Annotated in this window: 24 protein-coding genes and 1 tRNA gene; 13 read left to right on the top strand and 12 right to left on the bottom strand. The window is 65.5% G+C overall.

Annotated features, from left to right (window positions below):
• Position 1 precedes the first annotated feature (1 nt).
• Positions 2-5,197, bottom strand: coding sequence for an alpha-2-macroglobulin family protein (locus GA0061099_RS17670; protein WP_036028018.1), 5,196 nt, complete (start codon positions 5,195-5,197; stop codon positions 2-4).
• Positions 5,198-5,616: 419 nt separating this feature from the next.
• Here GA0061099_RS17670 and GA0061099_RS17665 point away from each other — a divergent pair.
• Together GA0061099_RS17665 and GA0061099_RS17660 are read left to right on the top strand one after the other, a co-directional pair.
• A tRNA-Arg gene (locus tag GA0061099_RS17665) sits at positions 5,617-5,693 on the top strand.
• Between the two features lie 140 nt (positions 5,694-5,833).
• Positions 5,834-6,052, top strand: a complete 219-nt coding sequence (locus tag GA0061099_RS17660) for a hypothetical protein (protein WP_225112821.1) — start codon at positions 5,834-5,836, stop codon at positions 6,050-6,052.
• A 21-nt stretch (positions 6,053-6,073) separates the two neighbouring features.
• Here the strand turns inward: GA0061099_RS17660 and GA0061099_RS17655 are convergent, their stop codons facing one another.
• Positions 6,074-7,357 (bottom strand): PLP-dependent aminotransferase family protein, encoded by a 1,284-nt coding sequence (locus tag GA0061099_RS17655; protein WP_035999576.1) that lies wholly within the window; start codon positions 7,355-7,357, stop codon positions 6,074-6,076.
• A 114-nt stretch (positions 7,358-7,471) separates the two neighbouring features.
• Between GA0061099_RS17655 and GA0061099_RS17650 the strand changes: the two genes are divergently transcribed.
• Positions 7,472-7,699: a DUF2171 domain-containing protein gene (locus tag GA0061099_RS17650; RefSeq protein ID WP_025036201.1), complete on the top strand. Its 228-nt coding sequence runs from the start codon at positions 7,472-7,474 to the stop codon at positions 7,697-7,699.
• A 282-nt stretch (positions 7,700-7,981) separates the two neighbouring features.
• Here GA0061099_RS17650 and GA0061099_RS17645 read toward each other — a convergent pair whose 3' ends face one another.
• Positions 7,982-8,173, bottom strand: coding sequence for a hypothetical protein (locus tag GA0061099_RS17645; protein ID WP_074447952.1), 192 nt, complete (start codon positions 8,171-8,173; stop codon positions 7,982-7,984).
• Between the two features lie 163 nt (positions 8,174-8,336).
• Between GA0061099_RS17645 and GA0061099_RS41205 the strand changes: the two genes are divergently transcribed.
• Positions 8,337-8,498, top strand: a complete 162-nt coding sequence (locus GA0061099_RS41205) for a hypothetical protein (protein WP_035999590.1) — start codon at positions 8,337-8,339, stop codon at positions 8,496-8,498.
• A 284-nt stretch (positions 8,499-8,782) separates the two neighbouring features.
• On the opposite strand, the gene GA0061099_RS17640 is transcribed toward GA0061099_RS41205, so the two are convergent.
• From GA0061099_RS17640 to GA0061099_RS17630, 3 genes are all read right to left on the bottom strand, one after another.
• Positions 8,783-9,544 (bottom strand): hypothetical protein, encoded by a 762-nt coding sequence (locus tag GA0061099_RS17640; RefSeq protein ID WP_036028017.1) that lies wholly within the window; start codon positions 9,542-9,544, stop codon positions 8,783-8,785.
• 172 nt (positions 9,545-9,716) lie between these two features.
• The gene (locus GA0061099_RS17635) at positions 9,717-9,953 is read right to left on the bottom strand and encodes a hypothetical protein (protein WP_036028016.1); all 237 of its coding nucleotides are present in this window, start codon (positions 9,951-9,953) and stop codon (positions 9,717-9,719) included.
• 76 nt (positions 9,954-10,029) lie between these two features.
• Positions 10,030-10,266 carry a hypothetical protein gene (locus GA0061099_RS17630; RefSeq protein ID WP_035999592.1) on the bottom strand — a complete coding sequence of 79 codons (237 nt, stop codon included), beginning with the start codon at positions 10,264-10,266 and terminating at the stop codon, positions 10,030-10,032.
• A gap of 264 nt (positions 10,267-10,530) precedes the next feature.
• On the opposite strand from GA0061099_RS17630, the gene GA0061099_RS17625 reads away from it, so the two are divergent.
• Positions 10,531-10,878 carry a DUF6481 family protein gene (locus GA0061099_RS17625; protein WP_036027966.1) on the top strand — a complete coding sequence of 116 codons (348 nt, stop codon included), beginning with the start codon at positions 10,531-10,533 and terminating at the stop codon, positions 10,876-10,878.
• A gap of 115 nt (positions 10,879-10,993) precedes the next feature.
• Here the strand turns inward: GA0061099_RS17625 and GA0061099_RS17620 are convergent, their stop codons facing one another.
• Positions 10,994-11,239, bottom strand: a complete 246-nt coding sequence (locus tag GA0061099_RS17620; protein WP_036027965.1) for a pentapeptide MXKDX repeat protein — start codon at positions 11,237-11,239, stop codon at positions 10,994-10,996.
• Between the two features lie 327 nt (positions 11,240-11,566).
• Between GA0061099_RS17620 and GA0061099_RS17615 the strand changes: the two genes are divergently transcribed.
• The 3 genes from GA0061099_RS17615 to GA0061099_RS17605 are packed head-to-tail and all read left to right on the top strand — an operon-like array spanning position 11,567 to position 14,495.
• Complete coding sequence (locus GA0061099_RS17615) at positions 11,567-12,589, top strand: TRAP transporter substrate-binding protein (RefSeq protein WP_035999613.1); 1,023 nt, start codon at positions 11,567-11,569, stop codon at positions 12,587-12,589.
• Positions 12,586-13,140: a TRAP transporter small permease gene (locus tag GA0061099_RS17610; RefSeq protein WP_035999618.1), complete on the top strand. Its 555-nt coding sequence runs from the start codon at positions 12,586-12,588 to the stop codon at positions 13,138-13,140. The genes GA0061099_RS17615 and GA0061099_RS17610 overlap by 4 nt, the downstream gene beginning before the upstream one ends.
• On the top strand, positions 13,137-14,495 hold the full coding sequence (locus GA0061099_RS17605; RefSeq protein WP_035999621.1) for a TRAP transporter large permease: 1,359 nt from the start codon (positions 13,137-13,139) through the stop codon (positions 14,493-14,495). The genes GA0061099_RS17610 and GA0061099_RS17605 overlap by 4 nt, the downstream gene beginning before the upstream one ends.
• A 103-nt stretch (positions 14,496-14,598) precedes the next feature.
• Here GA0061099_RS17605 and GA0061099_RS17600 read toward each other — a convergent pair whose 3' ends face one another.
• Positions 14,599-15,282 (bottom strand): GntR family transcriptional regulator, encoded by a 684-nt coding sequence (locus GA0061099_RS17600; protein WP_036027964.1) that lies wholly within the window; start codon positions 15,280-15,282, stop codon positions 14,599-14,601.
• Between the two features lie 227 nt (positions 15,283-15,509).
• On the opposite strand from GA0061099_RS17600, the gene GA0061099_RS17595 reads away from it, so the two are divergent.
• From GA0061099_RS17595 to GA0061099_RS17580, 4 genes are all read left to right on the top strand, one after another.
• The gene (locus tag GA0061099_RS17595; RefSeq protein WP_036028015.1) at positions 15,510-16,118 is read left to right on the top strand and encodes a TRAP transporter small permease; all 609 of its coding nucleotides are present in this window, start codon (positions 15,510-15,512) and stop codon (positions 16,116-16,118) included.
• Positions 16,118-17,383: a TRAP transporter large permease gene (locus GA0061099_RS17590; protein WP_036027963.1), complete on the top strand. Its 1,266-nt coding sequence runs from the start codon at positions 16,118-16,120 to the stop codon at positions 17,381-17,383. Before GA0061099_RS17595 ends, GA0061099_RS17590 begins: the two co-directional genes overlap by 1 nt.
• A 23-nt stretch (positions 17,384-17,406) precedes the next feature.
• Positions 17,407-18,390, top strand: a complete 984-nt coding sequence (locus tag GA0061099_RS17585; RefSeq protein WP_036027962.1) for a TRAP transporter substrate-binding protein — start codon at positions 17,407-17,409, stop codon at positions 18,388-18,390.
• A gap of 72 nt (positions 18,391-18,462) precedes the next feature.
• Positions 18,463-19,389, top strand: coding sequence for a dihydrodipicolinate synthase family protein (locus GA0061099_RS17580; RefSeq protein WP_036027961.1), 927 nt, complete (start codon positions 18,463-18,465; stop codon positions 19,387-19,389).
• Positions 19,390-19,494: 105 nt separating this feature from the next.
• On the opposite strand, the gene GA0061099_RS17575 is transcribed toward GA0061099_RS17580, so the two are convergent.
• Genes GA0061099_RS17575 through GA0061099_RS17560 form a run of 4 tightly spaced genes read right to left on the bottom strand, consistent with a single transcriptional unit; the run spans position 19,495 to position 25,214 of the window.
• Positions 19,495-20,403, bottom strand: coding sequence for a hydroxymethylglutaryl-CoA lyase (locus tag GA0061099_RS17575; RefSeq protein WP_036027960.1), 909 nt, complete (start codon positions 20,401-20,403; stop codon positions 19,495-19,497).
• Between the two features lies 1 nt (position 20,404).
• Positions 20,405-22,408, bottom strand: coding sequence for an acetyl/propionyl/methylcrotonyl-CoA carboxylase subunit alpha (locus GA0061099_RS17570; RefSeq protein ID WP_036027959.1), 2,004 nt, complete (start codon positions 22,406-22,408; stop codon positions 20,405-20,407).
• Positions 22,409-22,412: 4 nt separating this feature from the next.
• Positions 22,413-24,017, bottom strand: a complete 1,605-nt coding sequence (locus GA0061099_RS17565) for a carboxyl transferase domain-containing protein (RefSeq protein ID WP_036027958.1) — start codon at positions 24,015-24,017, stop codon at positions 22,413-22,415.
• A 24-nt stretch (positions 24,018-24,041) separates the two neighbouring features.
• Positions 24,042-25,214, bottom strand: coding sequence for an isovaleryl-CoA dehydrogenase (locus tag GA0061099_RS17560; RefSeq protein ID WP_035999647.1), 1,173 nt, complete (start codon positions 25,212-25,214; stop codon positions 24,042-24,044).
• A gap of 110 nt (positions 25,215-25,324) precedes the next feature.
• Here GA0061099_RS17560 and GA0061099_RS17555 point away from each other — a divergent pair, with 110 nt between their 5' ends.
• Positions 25,325-26,353, top strand: a complete 1,029-nt coding sequence (locus GA0061099_RS17555) for an AraC family transcriptional regulator (protein WP_036027957.1) — start codon at positions 25,325-25,327, stop codon at positions 26,351-26,353.
• Position 26,354: the final 1 nt, after the last annotated feature.

Genomic DNA, 26,354 nt, shown 5'->3' with positions numbered 1-26,354 from the left:
CTCACTTCGCCGCCCGCACCTCGACACTGCCCGTGCCGGTCCGACCATAGCGCGAGGGATTGTACATGTCCTCGACATAGGCCTGCGGCAGCACGTATTTGCCGGGCGAGACCGCGCGCACGACATAGGCGAGCGTGAAGACCGACTTGGAATCCGAGGCCCGGTCGACGGCCGCGGTGAAGCGGTCGTCGCGGAATTCGGTATGTTCAGGCTCCTCGCCGTCCTCGATCCAGTCCAGCGTGCCGCTGTCGCCCGACGACACCAGGTTCGGATTGTCGATCTCCAGACCCGCCGGCAGATAGTCGGACACCATGATGTGGCCGTACTCGGGCTTGGCCTCAGTGATCTTCAGCACGACTGCAAAGCGCTGGTTCTGCTTGACCTTGCTGATGTCGGCGGGCTTGCCGTCGAGCGTATAGTAGCCGCGCTCGATCTTGAAGCCGTTTGACGCCGCCGGCTCCGGCGCGACCGGCGAGCCCGACACCGAGACGACCGCCTGCACCGGCGCATCGCCGGTGTTGGTGATCTTCAGCGGTTTGCCGCCCAGCGTGTCCGCCTTGTAGCTGCGATACAAGGCGGTCTTGACCGGCTGGCCGTCGACCTCAATCGACATGTTCTCCTTGGCGAGCGCCCGCGCCGCCAGCACCAGCCACGCATTCTCCTGCGTGGAGGTGTAGGGCGTCAGCCCGCGGGCGGTCTCGACCCGCGACACCGCCTGCGTCAGCGTCGCCCTCGGCGCGTTGCCTTCACTGGCGAGCGACACCAATGCGGCGGCGTCGCGCAGCTGCGAGCCGTAATCGGTGCGGCCGAATTCCAGCGCGGGCTTGGGCGCGAGGCTGTCGAGCGCAGCGCCATAGACCCGCTCGGCGCGGTTGCGGTCGCCGACCAGGGCGAGCGCCGCCGCAAGCTGCGATTTCGCGATCGGGGTCGCGAGGTTGGCAAGCTTGGTATCGGCGAGATAGCGGAGGTCGCCGATCGGAGCCGCGCCGTTACGCGCGAGCACATAGAGGCCGTAGGCGAGATCGCGGCCACCGTCCTTCTCCGGCTCGTCGGCATTGACGACGGAGTTGCGGATACGGTCGAGCGCGTTCTTGAACAGCACGTCCGGCACCGCAAAGCCCTTCTCGCGGGCGCGGGTGAGGAAGTCCGTCACGTAGGCATCGAGCCAGGCATCGTCGCCGCCGGCCAACCACAGGCCGAACGAGCCGTTCGAGCCCTGGCGGGCCAGCAGCCGCTCGATGGCGTCGCGGATGCGCTGGTCGACCTCGGTGTCCATGGCAAGATGCGCGCCGGCCGCGAGCTCGTTGACATAGAGCAGCGGCATCGCCCGGCTCGTGATCTGCTCCGAGCAGCCATGGGGATAGCGGTCGAGCGCCTTCAGGATCGTTGCCGCGTCGAGTGCGGTCGACAGGCTGGCCGAAACTGAGACAGCGCCGGTGCCCGGCACGAGATCGGAGAACATGTCCGAGGTCAGCGTCAGGCTCTCGCCCTTCGCCAATGTGCGGATCGAACGCCGCGCCAGCACCTGCGTCGCCGGCTTGACGTCGAACGCATAGTGACGCACCAGCGCGAGGCCATTCGGGCCCTTGATGTCGACGTCGAGCGTCGCCTGCCCCGCCGCGGTCGCATCGAGCGCGAGCGAGACCGAATTTCGCTGCTTGGCGGCGAGCTTCACCGTGGTTGCGGGATTGCCGGTCATCTTCACCGGGCCGCCCGCCTTCACGCTGATGACGTAGTCGCCGGCCTGGCCCTCCACATTGTCGATCTCGAGGTTGACCGAGCCGCGGTCGCCGTTGAGCAGGAAGCGCGGCAGCGTCGTCGTCAGCACGACGGGATCGCGGATCACGACGTCGGTGTTGGCGCGGCCGAGCTTGGTCGCGGTCCAAGCCACCGCCATCACGCGCGCGGTTCCGGCGAACTCCGGAACATCGAAACTCACTTCGGCCGAGCCGTCGGCGGCGACGGTGACGATGCCGGAATAGAGCGCGAGCGGCTTCTGCGTGGGCGGCGAGCCCTGGAGCTCGCCACCGGCGTCGCCGCCGGACTTGATCTGGCCGCGCGTGCCCGACATGCCGTCGATCAGCTGCCCGTAGAGGTCGCGAATCTCGGCGCTGAGGCGACGCTGGCCGAGATAATAATCGTCCGGCGCCGGCGGCTTGTAATTGGTGAGATTGAGGATGCCGACGTCGACCGCGGCGATGACGACCTTGGCGTCCTCGCCCGGATTGAGCCCATCGAGCTTGACGGGGATCTTCAGCGTCGAATTCGGCCGGATCAGCGAAGGCGGCGACAGCTTGACCTGCAAGGTGCGAGCCTGCTTGTCGATGCCGAACCATTTCAGCCCGATCGCACGGCCAGGCATGCGCTGGGCGGCGGCATCGAGCGGACGGCGCAGCGTCGCCACCACATAGGCGCCGGTGCCCCAATCCTTGCCGATCGGGAGCTTGACCTGCGCGGTGCCTTCCTTGACGTCGATGGTCTGCGTCGTCAGCAGCCGCTCGCCGAGCACGTTGATGGTGAGCTTGCCGGCGCTGCGGATGTTGACGGACACCGTCATGGTGTCGCCGGAGGCGTATTGCGGCTTGTCGATCGAGGTCTCCAGCAGGTCCGGCGTGTCGGCGCTGCCGTCGGAGTACCAGCCGACGTCGAACTGCACCGAGGTCACCGGGCCGTCGGCCTCGTTCGACTTGACGTCGAGCCGGTAGCGGCCGGGCTGCGGCGTGAGCGAGATCCGCGTCGGCTTGTCGACCGTAACAGTGACGTCGCCATCGGCGACGCGCGAGGTCGACTTGACCGGCTCGTACTCCCAGTAATTGTTCTGGCGGTACCACTGGTAGCGCGACTCGATCTTCAGGAGCTCATAGCGCAGGCCGTCGCGGCGCAGCTTCTCGCCCTCCGGCGAGACGAACACGACGTCGAACTCGGCCTTGTCGCCCTCGGTGACGTTCTTGTCGCCGAACAGCGGCTTGATGCCGATCTGCGCCGTTGCCGGCGCGACCGGCAGCACGATCTTGCGCTCGACGGCGCGGCCGCCGGTCTCGACCATGCGGACGAAGATCTGTGCCTCCTGCGGGCGCGTCGAGGCCGGCTGCTTGTCCAGCGTCACCGGGAAGGTCGCGACGCCATTGGCGTCGGCCTCCGGCAGGTTCTCCAGCGGCGTGCGCTCGTTCGAGGTGGTCTCTTCGTCGTCGACGCCGAACTTGTAGCCGGCGAAGCCGGGCCGCTCGGCCGCCGGCGCGATCAGCATGTCGCCTTCGAGCTGCAGGCCCGAAGCAGGTGCGCCATAGAGGAAATGACCGTCGGCCTTAAGCTCCACTGGAGCGTTAGCTTTGATCAGCTTGTCCTTGGCGGACAAGTCGAATTCGATCCGATCGGGGACGTAATCCTCGACCATGAAGGTGGTCTCGCCGACCGAAGCTCCCTTCGGATCGGTGAAGGCGCGCACCCGCCAGGTGCCGGTCGGTACGGCCGAGTTGAGCGGCACGGACAGCGTGCGGCCGCCGGCGCCCTGATCCGCCAGTACAGCGCGACGATATTCGACGCCGTCCGGGCGCTCGACCACCAGCGTCATCGGCCCGCCGGTAACGGCATTGCCCTGCCCGTCGCGCAGCAGCGCGGTGAGGAACACGGTCTCGCTGGAACGGTAGACGCCACGCTCGGCATAGACGAAGGCATCGGCGCCGGCGGGCACCGCGCGCCCCGAAACGCCGCGGTCGGACAGGTCGAAGGCCGAGGTCTTCAGGCTCAGGAAGGCATAGTCGGCCTTCTCGCCGGTGACCGTGAGCATCGCCGGCGACAATCCGCCCTCGCCGCGCGCAAGGCCGGCCTCGAACAGCACGTGACCAGCATCGTCGGTCTTGCGCGTCGCCAGGATCTCGTTGTTGCGCGCGACCAGGCGCACCTCGGCCTTGCCGACCGGGTCGGTCGACGCCAGCGAGTTGACGAAGACATGAATGCCGTCATTGCCGGAATAAGCGGCGATGCCGAGGTCGGAGACGATGAACCATTGCGTGGCGAGCTGGTAGTCCTCGTCCGAGGCCCTCGCCGCGGCCGTCATGACGTAGACACCGGGCTGGAGCTCGCCGAGTGCCTGGTCGACCGGGAAGGCCGTGGTGACGTCCTGGTTCAGCGTCGTCGCAGTCGCAAGCTCGCCGGTCCACACCTTGACGCCGCGCTCGTCGCCGAGCTCGCTGAGCTGGTACTTCGACAGCGTCCTCTGGAAATCGCTGTCGACCACCGTGTTGATCAGGTTGCGGTCGCCGATCCGGAAGACATTGATGCTAACCGCAGGCGTGTTGACACTGACGACGGGAATGCCGCGCTGGCCGGTCCGCGGCAGCACATAGGCGCGGCTGGTGAAGCGCACGAACGGCTTGCGGTCGCGCACATAGATGTTGAACTCGGCCGATTTCGGCAGCCCCTCCTTCACGGTCGACGGCAAGCCGGCGCGCAGGTTGATGTTGTAGCGCTCGCCGTGCTTCAGCCCGTCGACGCAGAGCTGCTTGCCTTCGGCCGACAGCGCCGGCTTGTCCTGGCCTGCAAGCGCCAGGAACGGCGCGAAGTCGGTGCGCTTGGCGAGCTCCTCGGAGAACTGGAAGCAGGCGCGCGGGCTCGCCGAGTCCGAGTCGACGGTATAGTCGAGCAGCCGGAAGCCGTGCTCGTCGCGCATCTTCTCATATTGGCCGCGGACCTCGGCGACCTCGCGCATGTCGAGCGACAGCCGCAGCGCATCCAGTGCCGGCCGCCACAGCTTGCGGTCGGCCAGCGCCTTGCCGAGCACGGCGAGCGCGTCGGCCTCCTCGCCCGGATTGCCGGCGCGCATGTAAGCGATATAGGCCGCCGTCGAGGCGCGCTCCAAAAGGAAGGTCTGCTCGCTCGAGCTCTTCGGCGAGATCTGGAAGATGACCTTGGCGAGCCGCAGCCAGTTGCCGGCATCCTCGGGCGCGGTCGCGGCGATCTGGCCGAGCACGGAAAGGCCGGTGCGGTAATCATTGCGCCGGAAGGCGGCGTCGGCGTCCGTCTTCAGCGTCGCATTGGTCTTGGCGACCGGCCCCGCCTCGCTCTTGATCTGGGCCTCCAGCTTGATCGCGGAATCCGCGAGGTCGTCGCGTTTGAACGCCTTGTCGGCGGCCTGCGCGGTGACAAGGCCGAGCGCTAGCGCGGCGCAGATTGTGACGGCGCGAACGAGACCGATCATTGAAGACTCCCGGAAAGCGCGGACGAACGCCGCGGCGGCAAATGAAATGCGCGGAAAGGTGACGGACTCAAGGCGATGGAACCAGAAGGTGCAAAGCGTCGCTTTCGCCATGACAGAGGTAAGCCCAGAGGAGACCGGCCAAGATATCGCCACGCACGCCGTCCTGATGGCGCAGCACTACCTGACCAGTCGACCGGCGGCCGTGCCCCGGAAGCTGTTCAGCGTTCCCTGCGATGTGATCCATCGTCCAGTCCGCTGCCGCTCGACCCGGCACCCTGACACCCCACCGTTCCGCTTTGTCGCCGCACTGAGGAAAACGGTTCGGTTCAGGCTTGGCGAAACACCACTTTTTTCATATTGGCATGCTACATGAACGGCCAGCCGCCAATCCGGGCGGCCCAAACCGGCCGGCTCAAGACGGTCCCGTAGCTCAACTGGATAGAGTAGCGGATTTCTACTCCGCGGGTTGCAGGTTCGAGTCCTGCCGGGATCGCCAGCTCGTTGCCTCGCCGCCGCTCTTCACGAACGCGTGGGTAACCATATGCCGGCCTTTGAACGGCGCCGATCAGCCCTATCTAAGCGCCGGGTGAGACGCGCCCGATAGGTTTGGGAATGCAGCAATCCGAATTGACGAGAATGGCGATCGCATCTGCGGTCGCGGTCGTTGCGATCTCGTATTTGGCGGTCGACGCGGGCTTGGTGAGCACCAATGCGGTCACGAGGCCCATCAAGGTGGTCCAGGCCTCGATCCTTGGCGCCGCAACGGGACAACGTCAGCCTGCATTTGCAGTTGAGGACTGGGCGCGCCGCGGTCACGACAAGCCGCGACTCGAATATTGCCTGGCGGTCGACTGATCGACGCGCCCGCCCTCCGGTCTATCCACAGCCTGCCCGCTGATGACCCCGCCACCACCGCGCAATGGCCGCGGTGAGATCGTCCCACACCTCCGTCGGCAGGTCCGGCACCGCCACCCGGACGCTGTACTGGTCCGTCGTCGCGTCGTGAAACCACTCGGTCGCGGCGAAATCGAAGCCGAAGCTGCCGGCGTGGCGGATGGGAAAGCCCGCGCGGCGCAATTCGCAGCTCATGTCCTCGGCAGCCTGCCGTGCTGCCGCCTCGTCGAGCGCGCGCCTTCCGCGAAGAGTCACGTAGAGGCCGTGAGCGAAGCGAAGCTGAGCCGAGAGCGCCGGGATCTCGGCGGCAAAGCATCGCGCCGAGCTGCGGCCGTTGCGCAAGATCGCCGCCACGCGCCGCTTCGTCAGCGCCCAATACGCCGCGCTGCCCGCGAAGGGCGGGAAGTGGGCCGGCAATGCCGCGCCGCCGAGCAGCCGCACTGCGTTGCGCGTTTCGAACGCGAGACGTGACCATTCAGCGTCCCCTGCCCGCGGTGGACGCTCATGCCCGCGCACGAAGACGGCCGAGCCGAGGCGGCCATATTCCGCTCCGAGCGAATCGAGCTTGTTGTGGCTTCGCACCAGCACCAGCGCAATTCCGTGTCGCCTGGCCCACCCCACGACGCGCCTGATGCGGCCCGACCTGCCGGCGAAGCACGTCGTATCGAAAATCAGGAGATCGAGGCCCGAGCCGTCACAGCGCAGCACCGCCTCGATGGCGCCGGCGACGGAGCAGGAATCCAGCAGCAGGATCCGCGGCGAGCTCACCCGTGCAAGCGCATCGCCGAGCGGCAGCGGCAAGGGTTCGATCCGCAAATCCGGCATGAAGCTTCGGATCAGCTCCAGCGTCTCGCCATAGCAGCCTGGCAGCACCAGGATATCCGCCTTCGCGACGATCCGCGCGGAGGCGAGCAGCACCGCGGAGATCGCCGCCATCCCCGAGGCAGTGTAGATTGCCGTGCTCGTGCAGCCGCCGTCGAGCTCGTAGAACGACGGACCGCGTACCGTGAGATCGGCCCGCTGGTAGTCGTAACTGAACTCGAACGGCCCGCTGGCGGGATCGGCCGTGTGCGACCAGGCGGTCTCGGTCGCCTTCCACTCGTGTAATTCATGCTCCGCCCTGAGCGCGGCAGTGATCTGGAATTTGGACCTGACGACGTCATCGACGGAACGCGGCGACGCCAAATCGAGCGGGTTTCTCAGGCCGTCGTTCAACAGCCTGAGTTCCCAGTGCTTGCGTTCCAGATAGGCCCGAACGGTCTCCATCGCGCTTCTTGACAGATCCAATCAGGCGTCAACGTCCGGAAATCCCAACGGGTCCAACGTGCCTGCTGCAACGAACCGGCGCCTTCGCAGTTGAAGCCATGCAAGGAGGACAGCATGGCTGACATCAGAGAGCACATGAAGATCATCGGCAAGGACGGCGCACATGTCGGCACCGTCGATCGTCTCGAGGGCAACCGCATCAAGCTGACGCGCAAGGACAGCCCGGAAGGTCACAAGGACCATCATCACTACATCGACACGAAATATGTCGGCGCCGTCGAAGGCGACGTGGTCAAGCTGTCGGTGAATGCCGACGCCGTCCCGAAGACCGAAGCTGCGTAAAACACTGAGCCCCTGCGGGGGCTTTTTGTTTGTTCACGGTCCGACTCCGCTTCGTTCGCGAGTACGAATCGCGACTGCAATTCGATTGCGCGGAGCATTCGTTAACGATGACTTTCTGCGGAAGGTCGCTGCAATGCGATCGGATTTCAGCGCTGCGGATTGACCGGGAACGAATGCGCGATCCGCGCGTTGGATGACCGAACTGAGTGGTGCCGACCCGCCAGCCCCGGTCGGCTTTGAAGGACCCCGTGCTTGTCCCCCGAGCACGGGGTTTTTCTCATCTCAGCGCTCTCGGGCCAAAGGCCTGCGCCCGGCTGGATGCGAGGGGCCGGCTTGCTCATCGTGCAGATCGCGGGCGAGCTCGTGCCATGCCAGGGCCAGCTGGATCAGCCGTTGCCTGTCGGCACCCTCGGCCTCCGCGGCGCGCTTCATAGCGGCCTCGGCCTCATGTTGCGGATCGTACTCGGTGTACATGCGCAGACTCTAGCCGGCCATCTGGACGAGTGCGTGGCAATTTCGTCCGTATGATTGCGGGGTAACGACCAGCCTTCCTGCACCGGTCTGTGAACCACGTCACAGCCTGTCCGCGACATCTCCGCTAAACTACGTGTCCAGGCTTCATGGGTGATGTCCGGTCATGACACGCAAAGCAGCAACTGAAGTCATCGTCCCGAGGCAGCGACATCGCGCGGACCTGCTCGGCATCGCCTATCTCGGCACCATCGGCGTCGTCATGGTGGCCTGGATCGCGGGCCTGGTCTGGGCCTCGATCGCATTCTTCGATTGGCTCGTGTCCTGACCGACCAAGGCATTGGCCTGCCAGCTGATCGCCGTTTTAGAGCAGGTAGGGCAACGCCTGCGAGAGTTTAATTCCGCCGCAAACGATCATGGCCCAGAGCGCCACGCTGATCTGGATGGCATCCAGCATGCACCACATCCCCCGCGAATCATCCCGTCATTTTTCTTTGAAATTGACGTGAGGGGGCGACGAGCACCAGAGCCAATTCATAGCAACCGCCGGCGTGCAAAAGGATGAGGCGGGCCCGAAGCCCGCCTCCAATGGTCCGATCCTGCCTGCAAAACTCAATAGCAGGCGCGGGGATCGGCCTGCACATATTGGCCGTTCGGATAGCGGTAGTAGCAGGTGCCCTGCGCCCAGTAATAGCCGGGCTGGGACGCCGCGGTCGCGCCAGCAATCGCGCCCGTCGCGCCGCCAAGAACCGCGCCTGCGGCGGCCCCGGTTGCATTGCCCGAGATCAGTCCGCCCAGCAGGCCGCCGACGAGCGCGCCGCCGAGCGCGCTGGCGCCGGGATCGGCCGGCGGTGGCGGCGGCGGAGGTGGCGGCGCATAGGCCACCGGAGGCCGGGCGTAGACCACCGGCACGTCGTCGATATAGTCCTCTGAAATGTAGGCGGGCGGGCCGGCCATACGCTGCGGATAATAATACCAGACGCCGCCAACGTCCCACCACCAGCCGGATCGGCCATGGCGGACGTCGTGGCGCCAGCGTCCACCCTCCCAGGCAAGGTTGCCGCGATAGGTGTGCCCACCCCAATCACGTGTGGGAGCAGGACCGCGCGCGACGTGACGTCCGGGCGGCGGGCCCCCGGCGTTGTGACCCGCATGGGGCTGACCGCCGGGCTGCGCAGGCCTGGTCGCTTGCTGCGGCGGAGGGCCCTTGCGCATGGGCGGATTGGCCTGTGGCGGCGCGCCTGCTGCCGGCCCGGCCGGCGGTTGGACGACCTCTTGCCGGGACCTGGCCTCTTGCGCCTGCGCCGACAGCGCGAGCAGCGACGTGGCCGAAACCAAGGGAATGAAGATCTTCAGATGTTTGGACGCACTCATGCGTGCTCGCCCCCTGCTCTCATGGCCGTGAATCCCGGGCGCGATCGGCGAATCGCCGCGCGCCGGGCTGATGCCGGCCGAAATCACTGCCCTGCTTGATCGGCTAAGTCCCGTTACAAATGATTAAGATCAGGGCATTTTTTCGGCCCCATAGCCATGCTGTGGAGCGCGCCTAGCGAGCCGGCTCGATCACATTGCAATTGCTTCGCCCGGACATCAGACAATCCTGCATCTTGCTGGCTGCCGTCAGATCCCGGGCAAGCCACCAGCCGACGCCGAGGATCACGACCGCGATGATCAATCCTACCAGCGCGCCGCGGCGGTCGCCGCCGGACGGAGGCTTGGGCTGACGGTTCGGTCGAGGATGGGGCTCCTCGCCCGGTTCGGATCTGGACTCTGGCTTCGACATGGCCGCCTGGTCACGCTGGCGCGCTGGCTTTACCACCTCTGCGGCGTCGCGTCACATCCGGATCGTCCGGCCCAATTCAGCCCCGGGTCTGCTGGATTGCATCCTTGCGCAAGGTTTCGACCGCCGGAATTGCCTCCTGAACGCGCGGTGCGCAGCTCGTGAGCACGAATGCGGTCTGGGTGCATTCCCAATCCGCTCCCAGCACGGCACTTTCGATGGGCTGCGGACGAGCCAACAGCAGCGCGGCGCCGGCCACGCCTGCCAGGGCGACGGCAATCGCGAGCGCCTTCAGGCTTGGTCTTGAGATTGTCATGCCCGTGCTCCGTCTCGTACGGGGCGGACGCTAGGCGTCGCCCATGTGCTCCCTTATGAGGGACATCACAATTCGGCAGTTTTTTCGGGCTACGAGAGATCGTCGGGGGGCGATTTTTCGTTGACCTGATCGGCTGCGATTATGGGTGGCTTCGCGACGCGCGCCGATGTACACGCTTCTGCGTCGCGTGGCGCCTGCTATGCCCAGCCGACTTACCAACAGGCACCGATGTAGGATCGAAAGCGAGGAAGACAAGGCTCGTCGATGAGTGGATTCAGGGAACCCGGCTTTGCAGACCGGCAAAAGGCGGCGCAGGACGCCCGCAAAAATCTTTTGAACAAGTTCAAGTCGCAGCCGGGGCCGGATGATCCCGCGGTGGCGGCGAAGCGCGCCGAGCGTGAGGCCCTCGCGGCCAAGCGCGCCGAGGCAAAGGCCGCGCGCGAGGCCGAAAAGGCTGAGCAGAAGCGCCTCGAGGAAGAGGCCAAGGCAGCCGAAGCTGCGCGGATCGCGCGGGAAGCCGAGGAAGCCGCCGAGAAGCAGGCTGCGCTCGAGGCCGAGCAGAAGGCCAAGCGCGATGCGCGCTACGCCGCCCGCAAGGCGAAGCGCAAGTAAAACGCGCTGGTCACGTTCAATTGAACTTGAACTGAGCCATCATTCCGGCGGCCTCAAATGCCGCCGGAATTCGAGAGGACGCGGCCCGCCCAAGGGGCGTTGCGCGATGACGGGATCAGTTCTTCTTCATCATCCCGTCGTCCTTTTTCATGCCGTCCTTCGACATGTGATCCTTCTTCATCCCGTCGTCTTTGGACATGGTGTCCTTCTTCATCATGCCGTCCTTGGACATCGTGTCCTTTTTCATCATGCCATCATCCTTGCCCATCTTGTCCTGAGCAAAGGCGGCCGGCGCAAACGCGAGGCCTAGCGAGAGAGCGGCAGCCGAGACGCCGAGCACGATGCGGGTGCGAATGGTCATGGTTCATCTTCCTTCGTGATTTGTTTGTCAGCGACGGACGCCGCTATCCTGTCTCGACGGATAGCCGTGTGGCGTTGTTACGCTGACCATCGATAAATTTCTGCGGCCAGCCGCCCTCGTTGATTGGCGAGCCCGCATGGATCGGATGTGCTGCAGCGCAGCACAACCGGCACTTGCCGCGGCACTCTGTCTCGAACTATCAGATGAAAGACCATCGGATGGAGACCGACTTGGATTGGCCCCGCGGTCGCGAAGAACCCAGTTCAAATCACCTCTGCCAAAAACACTCCGAGAAACGCCCAAAGAAACGCCCAAGGGGATTACATCATGTTCACGCGCCGCCATCTGCTCGCGACCGCCGTCGCGGCACCTGCCATTCTCCGCTTCGGCACCGGCACCGCGCAGGCCGCGACCACGCTGAAGATCTCGCATCAGTTCCCAGGCGGCACTATCGACAAGGGCGATTTCCGCGACCGGCTGTGCCGCATGTTCGCCGCCGAAGTGAATAAGCGCAGCAATGGCGACATTGCCGCCGAGATCTATCCGAACTCCTCGCTGATCAAGACCAACGCGCAGTTCTCCGCCATGCGCAAGGGTGCGCTCGACATCAGCCTCTATCCGATGCCCTATGCCGGCGGCGAAGTGCCGGAGACCAATATCGGCCTGATGCCGGGCCTCGTGACCAACTACGATCAGGGTCTGCGCTGGAAGAAGGAGCCCGTCGGCAAGGCGCTGACCGACTTCCTGGCCGACAAGGGCATCATCCTGCTCACCTGGGTCTGGCAGGCCGGCGGCGTTGCCAGCCGTTCCAAGCCGATCGTCGCCCCGGAGGACGCCAAGGGCCTCAAGGTGCGCGGCGGCTCGCGCGAGATGGACATGGTGCTGCAGACCGCCGGCGCCTCGGTGTTGTCGGTCCCGTCGAACGAGATCTACGCGGCGATGCAGACCGGCGCCTGCGATGCCGGCATCACCTCCTCGACCAGCCTGATCTCGTTCCGCCTGGAAGAGGTCGCGAAGTCGCTGACCTCGGGCGCGGGCGCCTCCTATTGGTTCATGCTCGAGCCGCTGATGATGTCGAAGGCGATCTTCGACAAGCTGCCGAAGAACCATCAGGACATCCTGCTCGCGGTCGGCACCGAGCTCGAAGCCTTCGGCCGCAAGGGCGCGCAGGATGACGACGTCGAGGTCGCCAAGGTCTATGAGAAGGCCGGGGCCAAGGTCTCGGCGCTCGACGCCGCCACCGTCGGAAAATGGCGCGACATCGCCCGCGACACCGCGTGGAAGGACTACAGCGCCAAGACCGCGACCGCCGCAAACCTGCTCAAGCTCGCCATCGACGTCGCAGCATGAGCCACGGTCCGCTTCCGGATCGTGACGACCGGACGAGCGTTGCCGCGGGGACTGGCCCTGCGGCGGCGATCGATCGCGGTCTCGCCGTCCTCAACAGCATCATCGTCGTGTTCGCCGCGATCGCACTTGTCGCGGCCTGTGCAATCCTGAGCTACAGCGTGCTCAGCCGCGCGCTGTACAAGGCCGCGAACTATTGGCAGGACGAAGCCGCCGTGTTCCTGCTGGTCGGCGCGACCTTCATGACGGCGGCCTATGTGCAGCAGAACCGCGGTCATATCGGCATCGAGGCCTTCGTCGGCCTGCTCTCGCCATTCGCGAACCAGGTCCGGCTCTGGCTGGTCGATGCCGCCACGTTCCTGTTCTGCGCCTTCTTCACCTGGAAGTCGTGGACACTGGCGCACGAAGCCTATGTCGACGGCCAGGTCTCCAACTCGATGTGGTCGCCGCCGCTCGCCATCCCCTACTCGCTGATGGCGCTTGGGATGAGCCTACTCTGCCTCCAGATCCTCGTGCAGCTTGCGCTGCCCTTCACCGGAGCCAAGCGGCCATGAGCGTTTTCGGCATCGGCCTCGCCTACGGCATTGTGACGCTGCTGGTGATGTTCTCGGGCATGCCCATTGCGTTCGCGCTCGGCGCGGTCGCGGTGGTGTTCATGGCCATCTTCATGCCCTCGGCCTCGCTCGATACGGTGACGCAGAACGTCTACGAGGAGATGGCCTCGATCACGCTGTTGTCGATCCCGCTCTTCATCCTGAAGGGCGCGGCGATCGGCAAGTCCCGCGCCGGCCAGGATCTCTATCTGGCGCTGCATGCCTGGCTGCACCGCGTGCCCGGCGGCCTCGGCGTTGCCAACGTGTTCGCCTGCGCGCTGTTCGCGGCGATGGCGGGGTCTTCGCCGGCAACTTGCTCGGCGATCGGCTCGGCCGGCATCCCCGAGATGCGCAAGCGCGGCTATTCCGGCGGCTTCGCCGCCGGCATCATCGCAGCGGGGGGCACGCTCGGCATCCTGCTGCCGCCCTCGATCACGATGATCCTGTTCGCGGTCGCCGCCGAAAAGTCGCTGGGACGGCTGTTCCTCGCCGGCATCGGGCCGGGCCTGCTGCTGGTCACGCTGTTCGGCATCTATGCCGTCGTTCGCTTCCGCCAGGAATATGCCGCCGCCGAGGTGGCTTACAAGAACGGCGGACCGGAGGCTCCGATCTTGCATCGTGACGAGTACACGCTCGCCGAACGCTTCAGCGTGCTGCCGCGCGTGATCCCCTTCGTGCTGCTGCTCACCGGCGTCATGGTCGCGCTCTATGGCGGCTATGCCACGCCGTCGGAGACCGCCGGCCTCGGCGGCCTCCTGGCGCTGGCGCTGATCGCTGCGATCTACAGCGTGTGGCGGCCGAGCGACCTCGCGCCGATCATGAAGTCGACGATCCGGGAATCGACCATGCTGATGATGATCATCGGCATGTCGCTGCTCTATTCCTACGTGATGAGCTATCTGCACATCTCGCAATCGGTCGCCGAATCCATCGTTGCGATGCACCTGCCGCGCTGGGAGCTGCTGTTCGCGATCCTCGTCATGGTCGTGGTGCTCGGCTTCTTCCTGCCGCCGGTCTCGATCATCCTGATGACGGCACCGATCATCCTGCCGCCGCTCCGCGCCGCCAATTTCGACATCATCTGGTTCGGCGTCGTCATGACCATCGTGATGGAGATGGGGCTGATCCACCCGCCGGTCGGCCTCAACATCTTCGTCATCCGCAACGTCGCGCCCGATATTCCCCTGCGCGAGGTGATCTGGGGTACGCTGCCCTTCGTGCTCTTGATGATGCTTGCAGTGCTGCTGCTGTGCCTGGTGCCGGGGATTTCGACCTGGCTGCCGGACCTCGTGATGGGGCCGGACGGGAGCAGGTAGAAGCGATCGCCGGCCTGTAGGGTGGATTAGCCGAAGGCGTAATCCACGTCTTCTGTCGCAGCGGAGACGAACAGCGGTGGGTTACGACTTCGGCTAACCCACCTTACGATTTCTCCTTCCGCCGCGACTTCGGCGCGTTCGCCACCACCTGCAGCAGGTCTTTGCGCACGGCCTCGATGTGCCGCTCCAGGAAGCGGCAGGCCTCCTCTACTTTCTGCGCACGACAGAGCGCGATCAGATGGGCGTGCTCCTTCTCGGCAATGCCCATCGACTTGGTGTTGGAGAGTTGTAGCCGCGTGTAGCGGTCGCTGGTCTGCAGCAGCGACAGCACGATCGCGCGCGTGCGCGGCTGCGGGGCGTGGACGTAGAGCGCCATGTGGAAGTCGGCATTGAGCTGGCCCCACTCACTGACGTTGCGCGCCTTGATCGCCTTCTCGAAGCTCCGGTGGATGTCGTCGAGCCCGTCGAAATCCTGCGCGGTGAAGCGCGGCGCCGACTGCGCCAGCAGTCGCGGCTCCAGGATACGGCGGAGGTCGAACACGTCGTTGATCTCGTCCAACGACAGCTCCGAGACGATGGCGCCCTTCTGCGGCACGATGCGCACCAAGCCTTCCGCCTCGAGCTGGAACAGCGCCTCGCGCACCGGGATGCGGCTGACGCCATAGGCTTCGCCCAGCGCGTCCTGGCGCAGCTGCGATCCGGCCGGATAGGAGCCGTCGAGGATTGCCTGGCGGAGCTGGTCGACGATCGCAGCCGACAGGGTGCGATGCTTCAGAGGCTGTTTCATCTGATCGTCCGTTGTCCTTCCCGACTCGTGCGGCCGACACGGTCCCTGTCTTGCATGTCGAGCTGCCCGGCAAAAGCCGGGGCGCCGCATAGTGCCCAGCAAACGCGCGCCCTGCCGCCGAAATGACCGCAAACTCCGTTTGACTCCCAAAATGTATAAATTATACATTTGGCAATCGCACGACAAATCTTCAGGGGGTTGGGGCCTCTTTCATGATCGAGCAGACCATGCCGGCCACGCGCGCACTCAGCCTCCGACGCATGATCGTCCGGATGTCGAGCGCCCTGCTCGCCTGCGAGCGGCTCGCGCTGATGGGCCTGATGTACCTGCTCACCGGGCTGATCCTGGTGAATGTCGTCACTCGCTACTCGCATTTCCCGATCTACTGGATCGATGAATCTGCCGTTTATTGCGTGGTCTGGCTGACCTTCATCGGGGCATCCGCGATGACTCGGCTGAGGCTCGATTTCGCCGTGACCATGCTGACGGAGCGACTTTCCGCTCAGCACCAGAAATTTGCAAAAGTGATCTCGACCGGCCTCGTCGTGGTGTTCGGCGTCGCCCTGATCGTCACCTGCGTGCTCTGGATGGACCCGGTCGGCGTCGCCCGCGCCGGCTTCGACGGGCGTAAGCTCGCCGCCGAGACCTTCAACTTCCTCTACACCGAGCGCACGCAGACGCTGAATTGGCCGACCTGGGTGCTCTATCTGACGCTGCCGATCTTCGCGGTGTCGATGACCGTTCATGGTCTCGCCAACTTGCTTGAAGATCTCGAGCTGGTCCCGCGCACGCCGCCGAAGGGCTTCCAGCTCTCCGAGCTCGACGGGGTCAATTGATGATCACGTCAGCAGCCTTCATGGCCTTCATGCTGGTCGGCGTGCCGATCGGCCTCTGCCTCTGCCTCGCCGGCCTCGTCTACATCGCCGCCTCGGGCAACCCGGTGCTGTTCCAGTCCTATCCGCTGCAGCTGTTCGGCGGCGTCGACAGCTACGGCCTGATCGCAATCCCGCTCTTCATCCTGATCGGCGAGATCATGAATGGCGGCGGCATCACGCGGCGCATCGTCGACATGGCGATGGCCTTCGTCGGCTCGCTCAAGGGTGGGCTCGCCTACGTCAACATCCTCGCCAACATGTTCATCTCGTCCATCCTGGGATCGGCGACCGCGCAGGTCGCGATCATGGCGCAGATCATGGTCCCCGAGATGGAGAAGAAGGGCTACGACAAGACCTTCGCGGCCGGCCTGACCGCCTATGGCGGCATGCTCGGCCCGATCATCCCACCCTCGGTGATGTTCGTGGTCTACAGCGTGCTGGCACAGGTCTCGGTCAGCGACATGCTGATCGCCGGCATCGTCCCGGGCGTCATCCTCACCGTGATGTTCTGCCTCGTCATCGCGCTGATGGGCTACATCTACAACTATCCGCGCGCGGACTACCAGACGCCGCGCCAGCGCGTGATGACCATCCTGCGGACCTCGCCGACGCTGCTGATCCCGATCGTCATCGTCGGCACCATTCTCGGCGGCCTCGCCAACGCCACGGAATCCGCGGCCGTCGGCGCGGTGGCTGCGGCCCTGGTCGGAAAGTTCTGGACCAAGGAGTTCAAGTTCTCGCAGCTGCCACAGATGATGCTGCGCAGTGCGATCTATTCGGCGATCGTGCTGTTTCTGGTCGCAGCCGCCGCGGTGTTCTCCTGGGTGCTGATTTTCGGCAAGGTGCCGCAGGAGACCGCCGCCTGGATCCAGACCGTCGCCAAGGATCCGGTCAGCTTCATGCTGATCTGCAACGTCATCCTGCTGCTGATCGGCACTGTCATCGACGGCATTCCCGGCTTGATCATGACGGTGCCGATCCTGCTGCCGGTCGCAACCGAGATCTATCACATCGACCCCCGGCAATTCGGCGTCGTCGTGGTGATCAACCTCGTGCTCGGCCTTTTGTCGCCGCCGGTCGGGCTTTGCTTCTTCGTCGCGGCCGCCGTCACCGGCGCCAAGCCCGGCAGGATGTTCATGGTGACGCTGCCCTTCTTCGTCATCGCCTGCATCCTCCTGGTGCTGCTCTCGCTCTATCCCTCGCTCTCGCTGATCCTCGTCAAATAGACCCATCCGAAAGGAGCCCGACCATGCCGCTTTCCCGCCGCCGCTTTCTCGCCGCCAGTGCCGCCGCCTCGGTGTTCGCCCCGTCGCTGGCGCTCGCCCAGGCCAAGGAATTCCGCCTCGGCCTGATCACACCGAACGGCCATTCCTGGAACAAGGCCGCGCTCAAATTCGGCGACGAGCTCAAGGCCGCCACCAACGGCCGCCTGACCCTGACCGTCTTCCACGCCGGCCAGCTCGGCAACGAGACCGCGATGATGCAGCAATTGCAGTCCGGCGCGCTCGACATGGGCTTCATCCAGGCCGCCGAGCTCGGCTCGCGCGTGCCGCACATCGCCGCGATCAACGCGCCCTACATCGTGCGCTCGACGCCGGCGGTGGCGAAGTTCGTGCGGCATCCGGCGGCGGTGAAGTTGTTCGAGGTGCTGCCGCAGGAGACCGGCACGATCGGGCTCGGCTGGGGCATCACCGGAATGCGCGCGGTGTTCTCCTCCAAGGACCTGAATTCGCTCGCCGACATCAAGGGCATGAAGCTGCGCATCAACCCGACGCCGGTCTATCGCGACTTCTATTCCTCGCTCGGCGCGGCGCCGACGCCGATCCCGACGCCGCAAGTGTTCGACGCCATGGCCAACGGCCAAGTCGATGGTCTCGAGGCCGATCTCGAATTCTCCTGGAACCAGCGTTTCGACAAGGTGTCGAAGGTGATCCTGCAGATGAACGCCGTCTTCATGCCGATGGCCGCGGTCGTCTCCGGCCGCGTCTGGCAATCGCTGCCCGCCGCCGACCGCGAGCTGATCACGAAAACGATCAAGGCGACGCTGGACGCGCAGATCGACGAGCTCGCCGGCAACGAGCCCACGCTGATCGAGAATTTCAAGAAAGCACCGATCCCGATCCGCCAGGTCGACGCCAAGGACACTGAGGCCGTGATTGCCGAGTTCGACAAGATCTGGCTGCCCAAGGCCCCCGTCCTCGCCGAGCTGCGCAAGGTCGGCGCGACGCTCTGATCCCGTTCCCACCCCTTTCACAAGAGCCGGCGGCTCCAGCCCCCCGCCGGCATATACACCTGGAGTCAAACCATGAGCCGCCGCGTTGCCTGGGAAGGCGTCTTCCCGGCCGTCACCACCCAATTCCACGACGATCTCTCGCTCGACATCGACGCAACCGCCAAGGTGATGGACGGATTGATCCGCGACGGCGTCTCCGGCCTGATCGTCTGCGGCTCGGTCGGCGAGAACACCTCGCTCGAGCGCAAGGAGAAGGTCGCGATCATGGAAGCGGCGAAGTCGGTCGCGAAGGGCCGCGTGCCCGTGCTGTGCGGCATCGCCGAATTCACCACCGCGTTTGCGGTGGAGACCGCGAAGGAAGCCGCACGCGTCGGCATCGACGGCGTCATGGTGATGCCGGCGCTGGTCTATTCCTCCAAGCCGCACGAGACCGCCGCGCATTTCCGCGCCGTCGCCTCCGCGACTGACCTTCCCGTGATGCTCTACAACAACCCGCCGATCTACAAGAACGACGTTACGCCAGACATCCTCGCCTCGCTCGCCGACGTCGAGACCGTGGTCTGCTTCAAGGATTCCTCCGGCGATACGCGGCGGTTCATCGACACCCGCAACATGGTCGGCGACCGCTTCGTGCTGTTCGCAGGTCTCGACGACGTCATCGTCGAGAGCGTCGCCATGGGCGCCGTTGGCTGGGTCTCCGGCATGTCCAACGCCTTCCCGCGCGAGGGCGAGACCCTGTTCCGCCTCGCCAAGGCCGGGCGCTTCGCCGAGGCGATGCCGCTCTACGAATGGTTCATGCCGCTGCTGCACCTCGATGCCCGCCCGGACCTCGTCCAGTGCATCAAGCTGTGCGAGCACATCATGGGCCGCGGCACCGCCCTGACCCGCCCGCCGCGCCTTGCGCTGCTGCCGCAGGAAAAGGCCGAGGTCGAGGCCCTGATGGCCAAGGCGCTGAAGAACCGCCCGCGCCTGCCGGATGTCGGGCTGAAGGCGGCTTGAAAACTCTCTCGGTCGTCATTGCGAGGAGCCCTTGCGACGAAGCAATCCAGACCGCCTCAGCGGAAAGACTCTGGATTGCTTCGCTTCGCTCGCAATGACGGAGAACTAGGAGACAGCCCGCTTCTTCTTCGCGTTCAGCGCGGAGGCCACGCGGCTCACGGGCGGCTTGCCGAGCACGCCGCTCATCGCGTTCGTCGCCGCCAGCAGCTTCTCCATATCGACACCCGTCCTGACGCCCATACCCTCCAGCATGTAGACGACGTCCTCGGTCGCGACGTTCCCCGTCGCGCCCGGCGCATAGGGACAGCCGCCGAGCCCGCCGGCAGCGGCGTCGATGACGCGGACGCCCTCCTCCAGCCCTGCATAGAGGTTGGCGAGCGCCTGGCCGTAAGTGTCGTGGAAATGCATCGCGAGCCTGGCTGCGGGAATGTTGGCGGCAACCGCGCGCAGCATCTCCTTGGCCCTGGCTGGCGTGCCGACACCGATGGTGTCGCCGAGCGAGATCTCATAGCAGCCGAGATCGAACAGCGTGCTCGCAAGATCCGCCACCGCCTTCGGCTTGATCTCGCCATCGAACGGACAGCCCAGCACGCAAGAGATATAGCCGCGCACCTTGACGCCATCCTCCCTGGCGCGCGCCAGCACCGGCTTGAAGCGCTCGATGGACTCCGCAATCGTGCAGTTGATGTTCGCCCGGGAAAACCCCTCGGAGGCCGCCGCGAACACGGAGACCACTTTCGCGCCCGCGGCACGCGCGGCGTCATAGCCTTTCTCGTTCGGCACCAGCACGTGGAATTCGGCGCCCTTCTGCGCGACGCCGCGCAGCACGGCATCCGAGCTTGCCATCTGCGGGATGGCCTTGGGCGAGACGAAGGCGCCGACCTCCACGGTATCCAGCCCGGCCGCCACGAGCGCCTCGATGAAGGCGATGCGCGCCTCAACGCTGACGGCGGTCTCCTCGTTCTGGAGGCCGTCGCGCGGCCCCATTTCGATGATGCGGACCGGATCGCTCATCTCATTCCCCTGCAGGTTCGACCATAGCGAGCTCGACGCCCTCCTGCACGATGTCGCCGACCTTGCACTTGATGGACTTCAGCACGCCGGCATAGGGCGCGCGCAGCGTCTGCTCCATCTTCATCACTTCCAGCGTGAGGATCGGCGCGCCCTTCTCCAGCTTGGTCCCCTCCTCTGCCAGCACGGCAACCACCGTGCCGGGCAAGGGCGCTGCGATCTTGTCCTCGCCGACATGCTCCTCGCTCTCGCCGCCGAACGGATCGACCCAATGCAGGTCGAAGCGGCCGTTGCGCGTGCGCAGGTACAGCTCATGGCCATCGATGACCGCTGCCACTGACGATTTGACGCCGTCGAGCGTCAGGTCGAAGCCGCCATCCTTCGCAGCGATCGTGAACGCCAGCTCGCGCTCGCCGATCACCAGCGTCGACGGTCCGCTGCCATAGTTCAGCGCGATCTTCTGCTCCGGACCATGGCCGACACGGAAGGCAAAGCTGCGCTGGCGGCGACCGACCGGCTGCCAGCCGAAGGTCTGCCACGGCGAACTCGCCTCCGCATGCGCGGTCTGCCGCTCCTCGTTGACGATGGCGGCAACTGCGGCGCAGAGCTCGAGCTCTCCGGGCGCCGGCGCCGCGGCGGTCAGCACCGCCAGCTCGCGCTCGATGAAGCCGGTGTCGATCGCATTCGCCCGCACCTTCGGATGCGTCATCAGCGCCGACAGGAACGGGATGTTGGTGACGATGCCGCGGACGTCGGACTCCTCCAGCCCGCGGTTCAGCCGCTCGATCGCGACGTCCCGCGTCGGCGCCCACGCGATCACCTTGGCGAGCATGGCGTCATAATACGGCGAGACCGTATCGCCCTCGCGATAGCCGGCGTCGATGCGCAAGCCCCCGGTCTCCGCCGGCAACCGCCAGGTCGAGATCCTGCCGACCGACGGCATGAAATTCTTGGTCGGGTTCTCGGCATAGACGCGCGCCTCGACGGCATGGCCGTTGATCCTGATCTCATCCTGCTTGAGCGGCAGCGCCTCGCCGAAGGCAACGCGCAGCTGCCACTCGACCAGGTCGATGCCGGTGATCAGCTCGGTGACGGGATGCTCGACCTGCAGGCGCGTATTCATCTCGATGAAGAACACGTCCTTGCCGTCGGAGACGAACTCGATGGTGCCGGCACCGACATAGTTCACCGCGCCCGCCGCTTTTCGCGCGGCGGCGCAGACGGTTTCGCGCTGCGCAGCATTGAGCGTCGGTGATGGCGCCTCCTCGATCACCTTCTGATGCCGGCGCTGGAGCGTGCATTCGCGCTCGAACAGCGAGAGCAGATTGCCATGGCTGTCGCCGATGATCTGCACCTCGATATGCCGGGGATTGTCGACGTACTTCTCGATCAACATGCGGTCGTCGCCGAAGGCGGCCTTGGCCTCGCGCTTGGCGCTGACGATCGCCGGCGCCAACTCATCGGCGGACCGCACGATGCGCATGCCGCGCCCGCCACCACCGGCGGAGGCCTTCACCAGCACGGGAAAGCCGATCTTGTCCGCCGCCTTGGCGAGCGTAGCCTCGTCCTGGGCCTCGCCGTGATAGCCTGATACCAGCGGCACGCCGGCCTTCTCCATCAGCTCTTTCGAGCCGGATTTCGAGCCCATTGCCGTCATCATCCCGGCGGTCGGCCCGACGAAGACGAGGCCGGCGTCATAACAAGCCTGCGCGAACTCAGCATTCTCGGAGAGGAAGCCGTAGCCGGGATGCACGGCCTCCGCTCCGGTCTTGCGCGCGGCCTCGATCAAGCGCTCGATATTGAGATAGCTGTCGCGGGCGCGGGCGGGCCCGAGCAATACGGCCTCATCGGCGAGCGCGACATGCATCGCCTCGCGATCGGCCTCGGAATAGATCGCGACCGTGCGCAGGCCCATCGCACGGGCGGTGCGGATGACGCGGCAGGCGATCTCGCCGCGGTTGGCGACCAGGAGCGTGCGGAAACGCCGGTAGAGTTTTGAGCGGTCCATCGCATCACATCCTGAACAGGCCGAATTTCGTCGGCTCGAGCGGCGCATTCGATGCCGCCGAGAGGCCAAGGCCGAGCACGAGACGCGTGTCGGCCGGATCGATCACACCGTCGTCCCACAGCCGCGCGGTCGCGTAGTACGGGTGGCCCTGGCTCTCATATTGCGCGCGAATGGGCTCGCGGAACTTGTCTTCCTCTTCCCTGGACCAGCTGTCGCCCTTGGCCTCGATATTATCGCGTCGGACCTGGCTCAGCACCATCGAGGCCTGCTCGCCGCCCATCACCGAGATGCGCGCGTTCGGCCACATCCAGAGGAAGCGCGGCGCGTAGGCACGGCCGCACATGCCATAATTGCCGGCGCCGTAGGAGCCGCCGATTACGACGGTGAATTTCGGCACCGACGCCGTCGCAACCGCCGTGACGAGCTTGGCGCCGTCGCGCGCGATGCCGCCCGCCTCGTACTTCTTGCCGACCATGAAGCCGGTGATGTTCTGCAGGAATACCAGGGGAATGCCGCGCTGACAGCACAGCTCGATGAAATGCGCACCCTTCAGCGAACTCTCGCTGAAGAGAATGCCGTTGTTGGCGATGATGCCGACCGGATAGCCCCAGATATGGGCGAATCCGCACACCAGCGTCGTGCCATAGAGTTTCTTGAACTCGTCGAACTCCGAGCCGTCGACGATGCGCGCGATGATATCGCGCACGTCGAACGGCTTGCGGCCGTCGACCGGCACCACGCCGTAGATTTCCTCCGCCGCGAACAGCGGATCGCGCGGCTTATGCATGTTCAGGTTCGGCCGCACGGAAGGCTTGAGCGTGCCGACGATACGCCGGGCGATGCCGATCGCATGCGCATCGTTCTGGGCGTAGTGATCGGTCACGCCGGACTGCCGCGAATGCACGTCGGCGCCGCCGAGCTCCTCCGCACTGACGACCTCGCCGGTCGCGGCCTTCACCAGTGGCGGGCCGCCGAGGAAGATGGTGCCCTGGTTGCGCACGATGATACTCTCGTCCGACATCGCCGGCACATAGGCACCGCCGGCGGTGCAGGAGCCCATCACGATCGCGATCTGCGGAATGCCCTGCGACGACATCTGCGCCTGATTGTAGAAGATGCGGCCGAAGTGCCGCTCGTCCGGAAAGATCTCGTCCTGCAGCGGCAGGAAGGCGCCGCCGGAATCCACCATGTAGACGCAGGGCAGATTGTTCTGCCGCGCAATGTCCTGCGCGCGCAGATGCTTCTTCACCGTCATCGGGTAGTAGGTGCCGCCCTTGATGGTGGCATCGTTGGCGACGATCACGCATTCGCGGCCCGAGATGCGCCCAACGCCAGTGACGACGCTGGCCGAATGCACGTCACCGCCATAGAGGCCATAGGCTGCGAGCGGCGATAGCTCCAGGAACGAGGTGCCGGGATCGACCAGGAGGTCGACGCGCTCGCGTGCCAGCATCTTGCCGCGCGCGGTGTGGCGCTTGCGCGAAGCCTCGCCGCCGCCGCCGGCGACCTCGCTGAGTTTCTCACGCAAGTCCGCGACGAGGCCGCGCATGGCCTCGGAATTGCGTGCAAAATCTGATGACGACGGATCGATGCTGGAATGAAGCGGCATGGTGATTCCAATGGGGTGAAGGACTTAAGCCGTCTCGGCCATCAGCTCGCGGCCGATCAGCATGCGGCGCACCTCCGAGGTGCCCGCGCCGATCTCGTAGAGCTTTGCATCGCGCCACAGGCGCCCGACCGGGAATTCGGAGGTATAGCCGACCCCGCCCAGCGCCTGGATTGCTTCGCCCGCCATCCACGTTGCCTTCTCCGCGGAATAGAGGATCGCAGCAGCCGCGTCCTTGCGCAGGGTGCGCGCGTGGTCGGCGCGGTCGCAGGCGCGGCCCACCGCATAGACATAGGCGCGCGTGGCCTGCCAGGTCGCATACATGTCGGCGAGCTTGCCCTGCATCAGCTGGAAGTCGCCGATCGGCTGGCCGAACTGCTTGCGCTCGTGCATGTAGGGCACCACTGCGTCCATGCAGGCCGCCATGATGCCGAGCGGGCCACCCGAGAGCACCGCGCGCTCGTAATCGAGGCCGGACATCAGCACCTTGACGCCCTCGCCCACCTTGCCCATCACATTCTCCTCCGGCACCTCGCAATCGTCGAAGAACAAGGGATAGGTGTTGGAGCCGCGCATGCCGAGCTTGTCGAGATGCTGACCGTGCGTGAAGCCCTTGAAACCCTTCTCGATCAGGAACGCGGTCATGCCGCGCGGGCCGGCCTCCGGATCGGTCTTGGCATAGACCACCAGCACGTCGGCATCGCCGCCGTTTGTGATCCACATCTTGGAGCCGTTGAGCACGTAGCGGTCGCCGCGCTTGTCGGCGCGCAGCTTCATCGAGACCACGTCGGAGCCGGCGCCCGGTTCGGACATCGCGAGCGCACCGACATATTCGCCTGAGATCAGCTTCGGCAGATAACGCTGCCGCTGCGCGTCATTGCCGTTGCGGCGGATCTGGTTGACGCAAAGATTGGAATGGGCGCCGTAGGACAGGGCCACGGCCGCCGAGCCGCGCGAGATTTCCTCCATGGCGACGATATGGGCGAGATAGCCCATATTGGAGCCGCCATATTGCTCCGGCGCGGTCATGCCGAGCAGGCCGAGGTCGCCGAAGCGCTTCCAGAGATCTGCGGGGAAAAGATTAGCCTTTTCGATCTCGGCGGCACGCGGGGTGATCTCTGCCTCCACGAACGAACGAACGGTGTCGCGCAGCAGGCTGATGTCTTCGCCCAGATCGAAATCGATGCTCGGGATGTTCAAGGCGAGTCCTCCGTATTTTGGGCTCCGAACCTAGCCCGGTCCCGGCCCTCTTGCAGTCGAAAAGGTTGCATTTTCCGCCAAACTTGGCGAGGATTTCTGAGAGGAATCCTATGCCTTTTCAAGCCGCCACCGCGATTCCGCGCCGCGCCGTCACGCCCGCCGCCTTCGTCCGCGGCGTGGTGGCCGCGTACGAGCATTACGGCCGCGATCCCGCCGAAGCGTTGAGCCGGGGTCAGGTCGCGCCGGAGCTTGTGAATTCTCCTGATGGGCGTGTGACCGCGGCCCAGTTCGAAGCGCTGGCGGGCCATGCCATGCGCGAGCTCGATGACGAGGCGCTTGGCTGGTTCTCGCGCCGGCTGCCATGGGGCACCTACGGCATGCTGTGCCGGGCCTCGATCACCGCACCGACGCTGGAGGTCGCGCTCAAGCGCTGGTGCCGGCATCACCGCTTGGTCACAGAGGATGTGCTGCTCGATCTCGAGGTTGGCGAAGAGACCGCCGTCGTGTCGATCCGTCAGCTCCGTGACCTCGGGCCCTTCCGCGAGTTCTGCCTCGTCACGCTGTTCCGCTACGTCCTCGGCTTCTCATGCTGGGCTGTCGACTCCCAGATCGCGCTCCGCGCGGCTGAGTTTCCTTACTCAGAGCCCGGCCACGTCTCGGTCTATCCGACCATCTTTTGCCGGAACGTCCGCTTCGACGCGGACCGCGCGGCCATCGTCTTCGACAAGCACTATCTGTCGCTACCGCTGACGCGCAGCGCGGCCGATCTCGACAACATGCTCAAGGGCGCGCTCCGGCTCACCGTGCTGCCGTACCGGCGCGACCGCCTGCTGGTCGAGCGCGTCCGCCGCGTGCTGCGAGAAGCGCGCGGACGGGTCCTCGGCGCCGAGGACGTCGCGCGCGAGCTTGCGCTCTCCACCCGCACGATGCATCGCCGTCTGCGCGAGGAGTCCACCTCGCTGCGCGATCTCAAGGAGGAGACGAAATTCGAGCTGGCCAAACAGGAGCTGATGCGCGGCCGCACGCCGATCAAGCGCATCGCCGAGATCGCCGGCTTCCGCAACGAGAAGAGCTTTTCGCGGGCCTTCCGAAACTGGACCGGCACCTCCCCGCGCGAGTTTCGGGGGCGGTATCGCTGAG

Origin of the sequence: Bradyrhizobium yuanmingense (genome assembly GCF_900094575.1) — a bacterium.
GTDB lineage: Bacteria > Pseudomonadota > Alphaproteobacteria > Rhizobiales > Xanthobacteraceae > Bradyrhizobium > Bradyrhizobium yuanmingense.
Note: the sequence above shows the minus strand (reverse complement) of the source record. Positions and strands in the feature narration are given on the sequence as shown.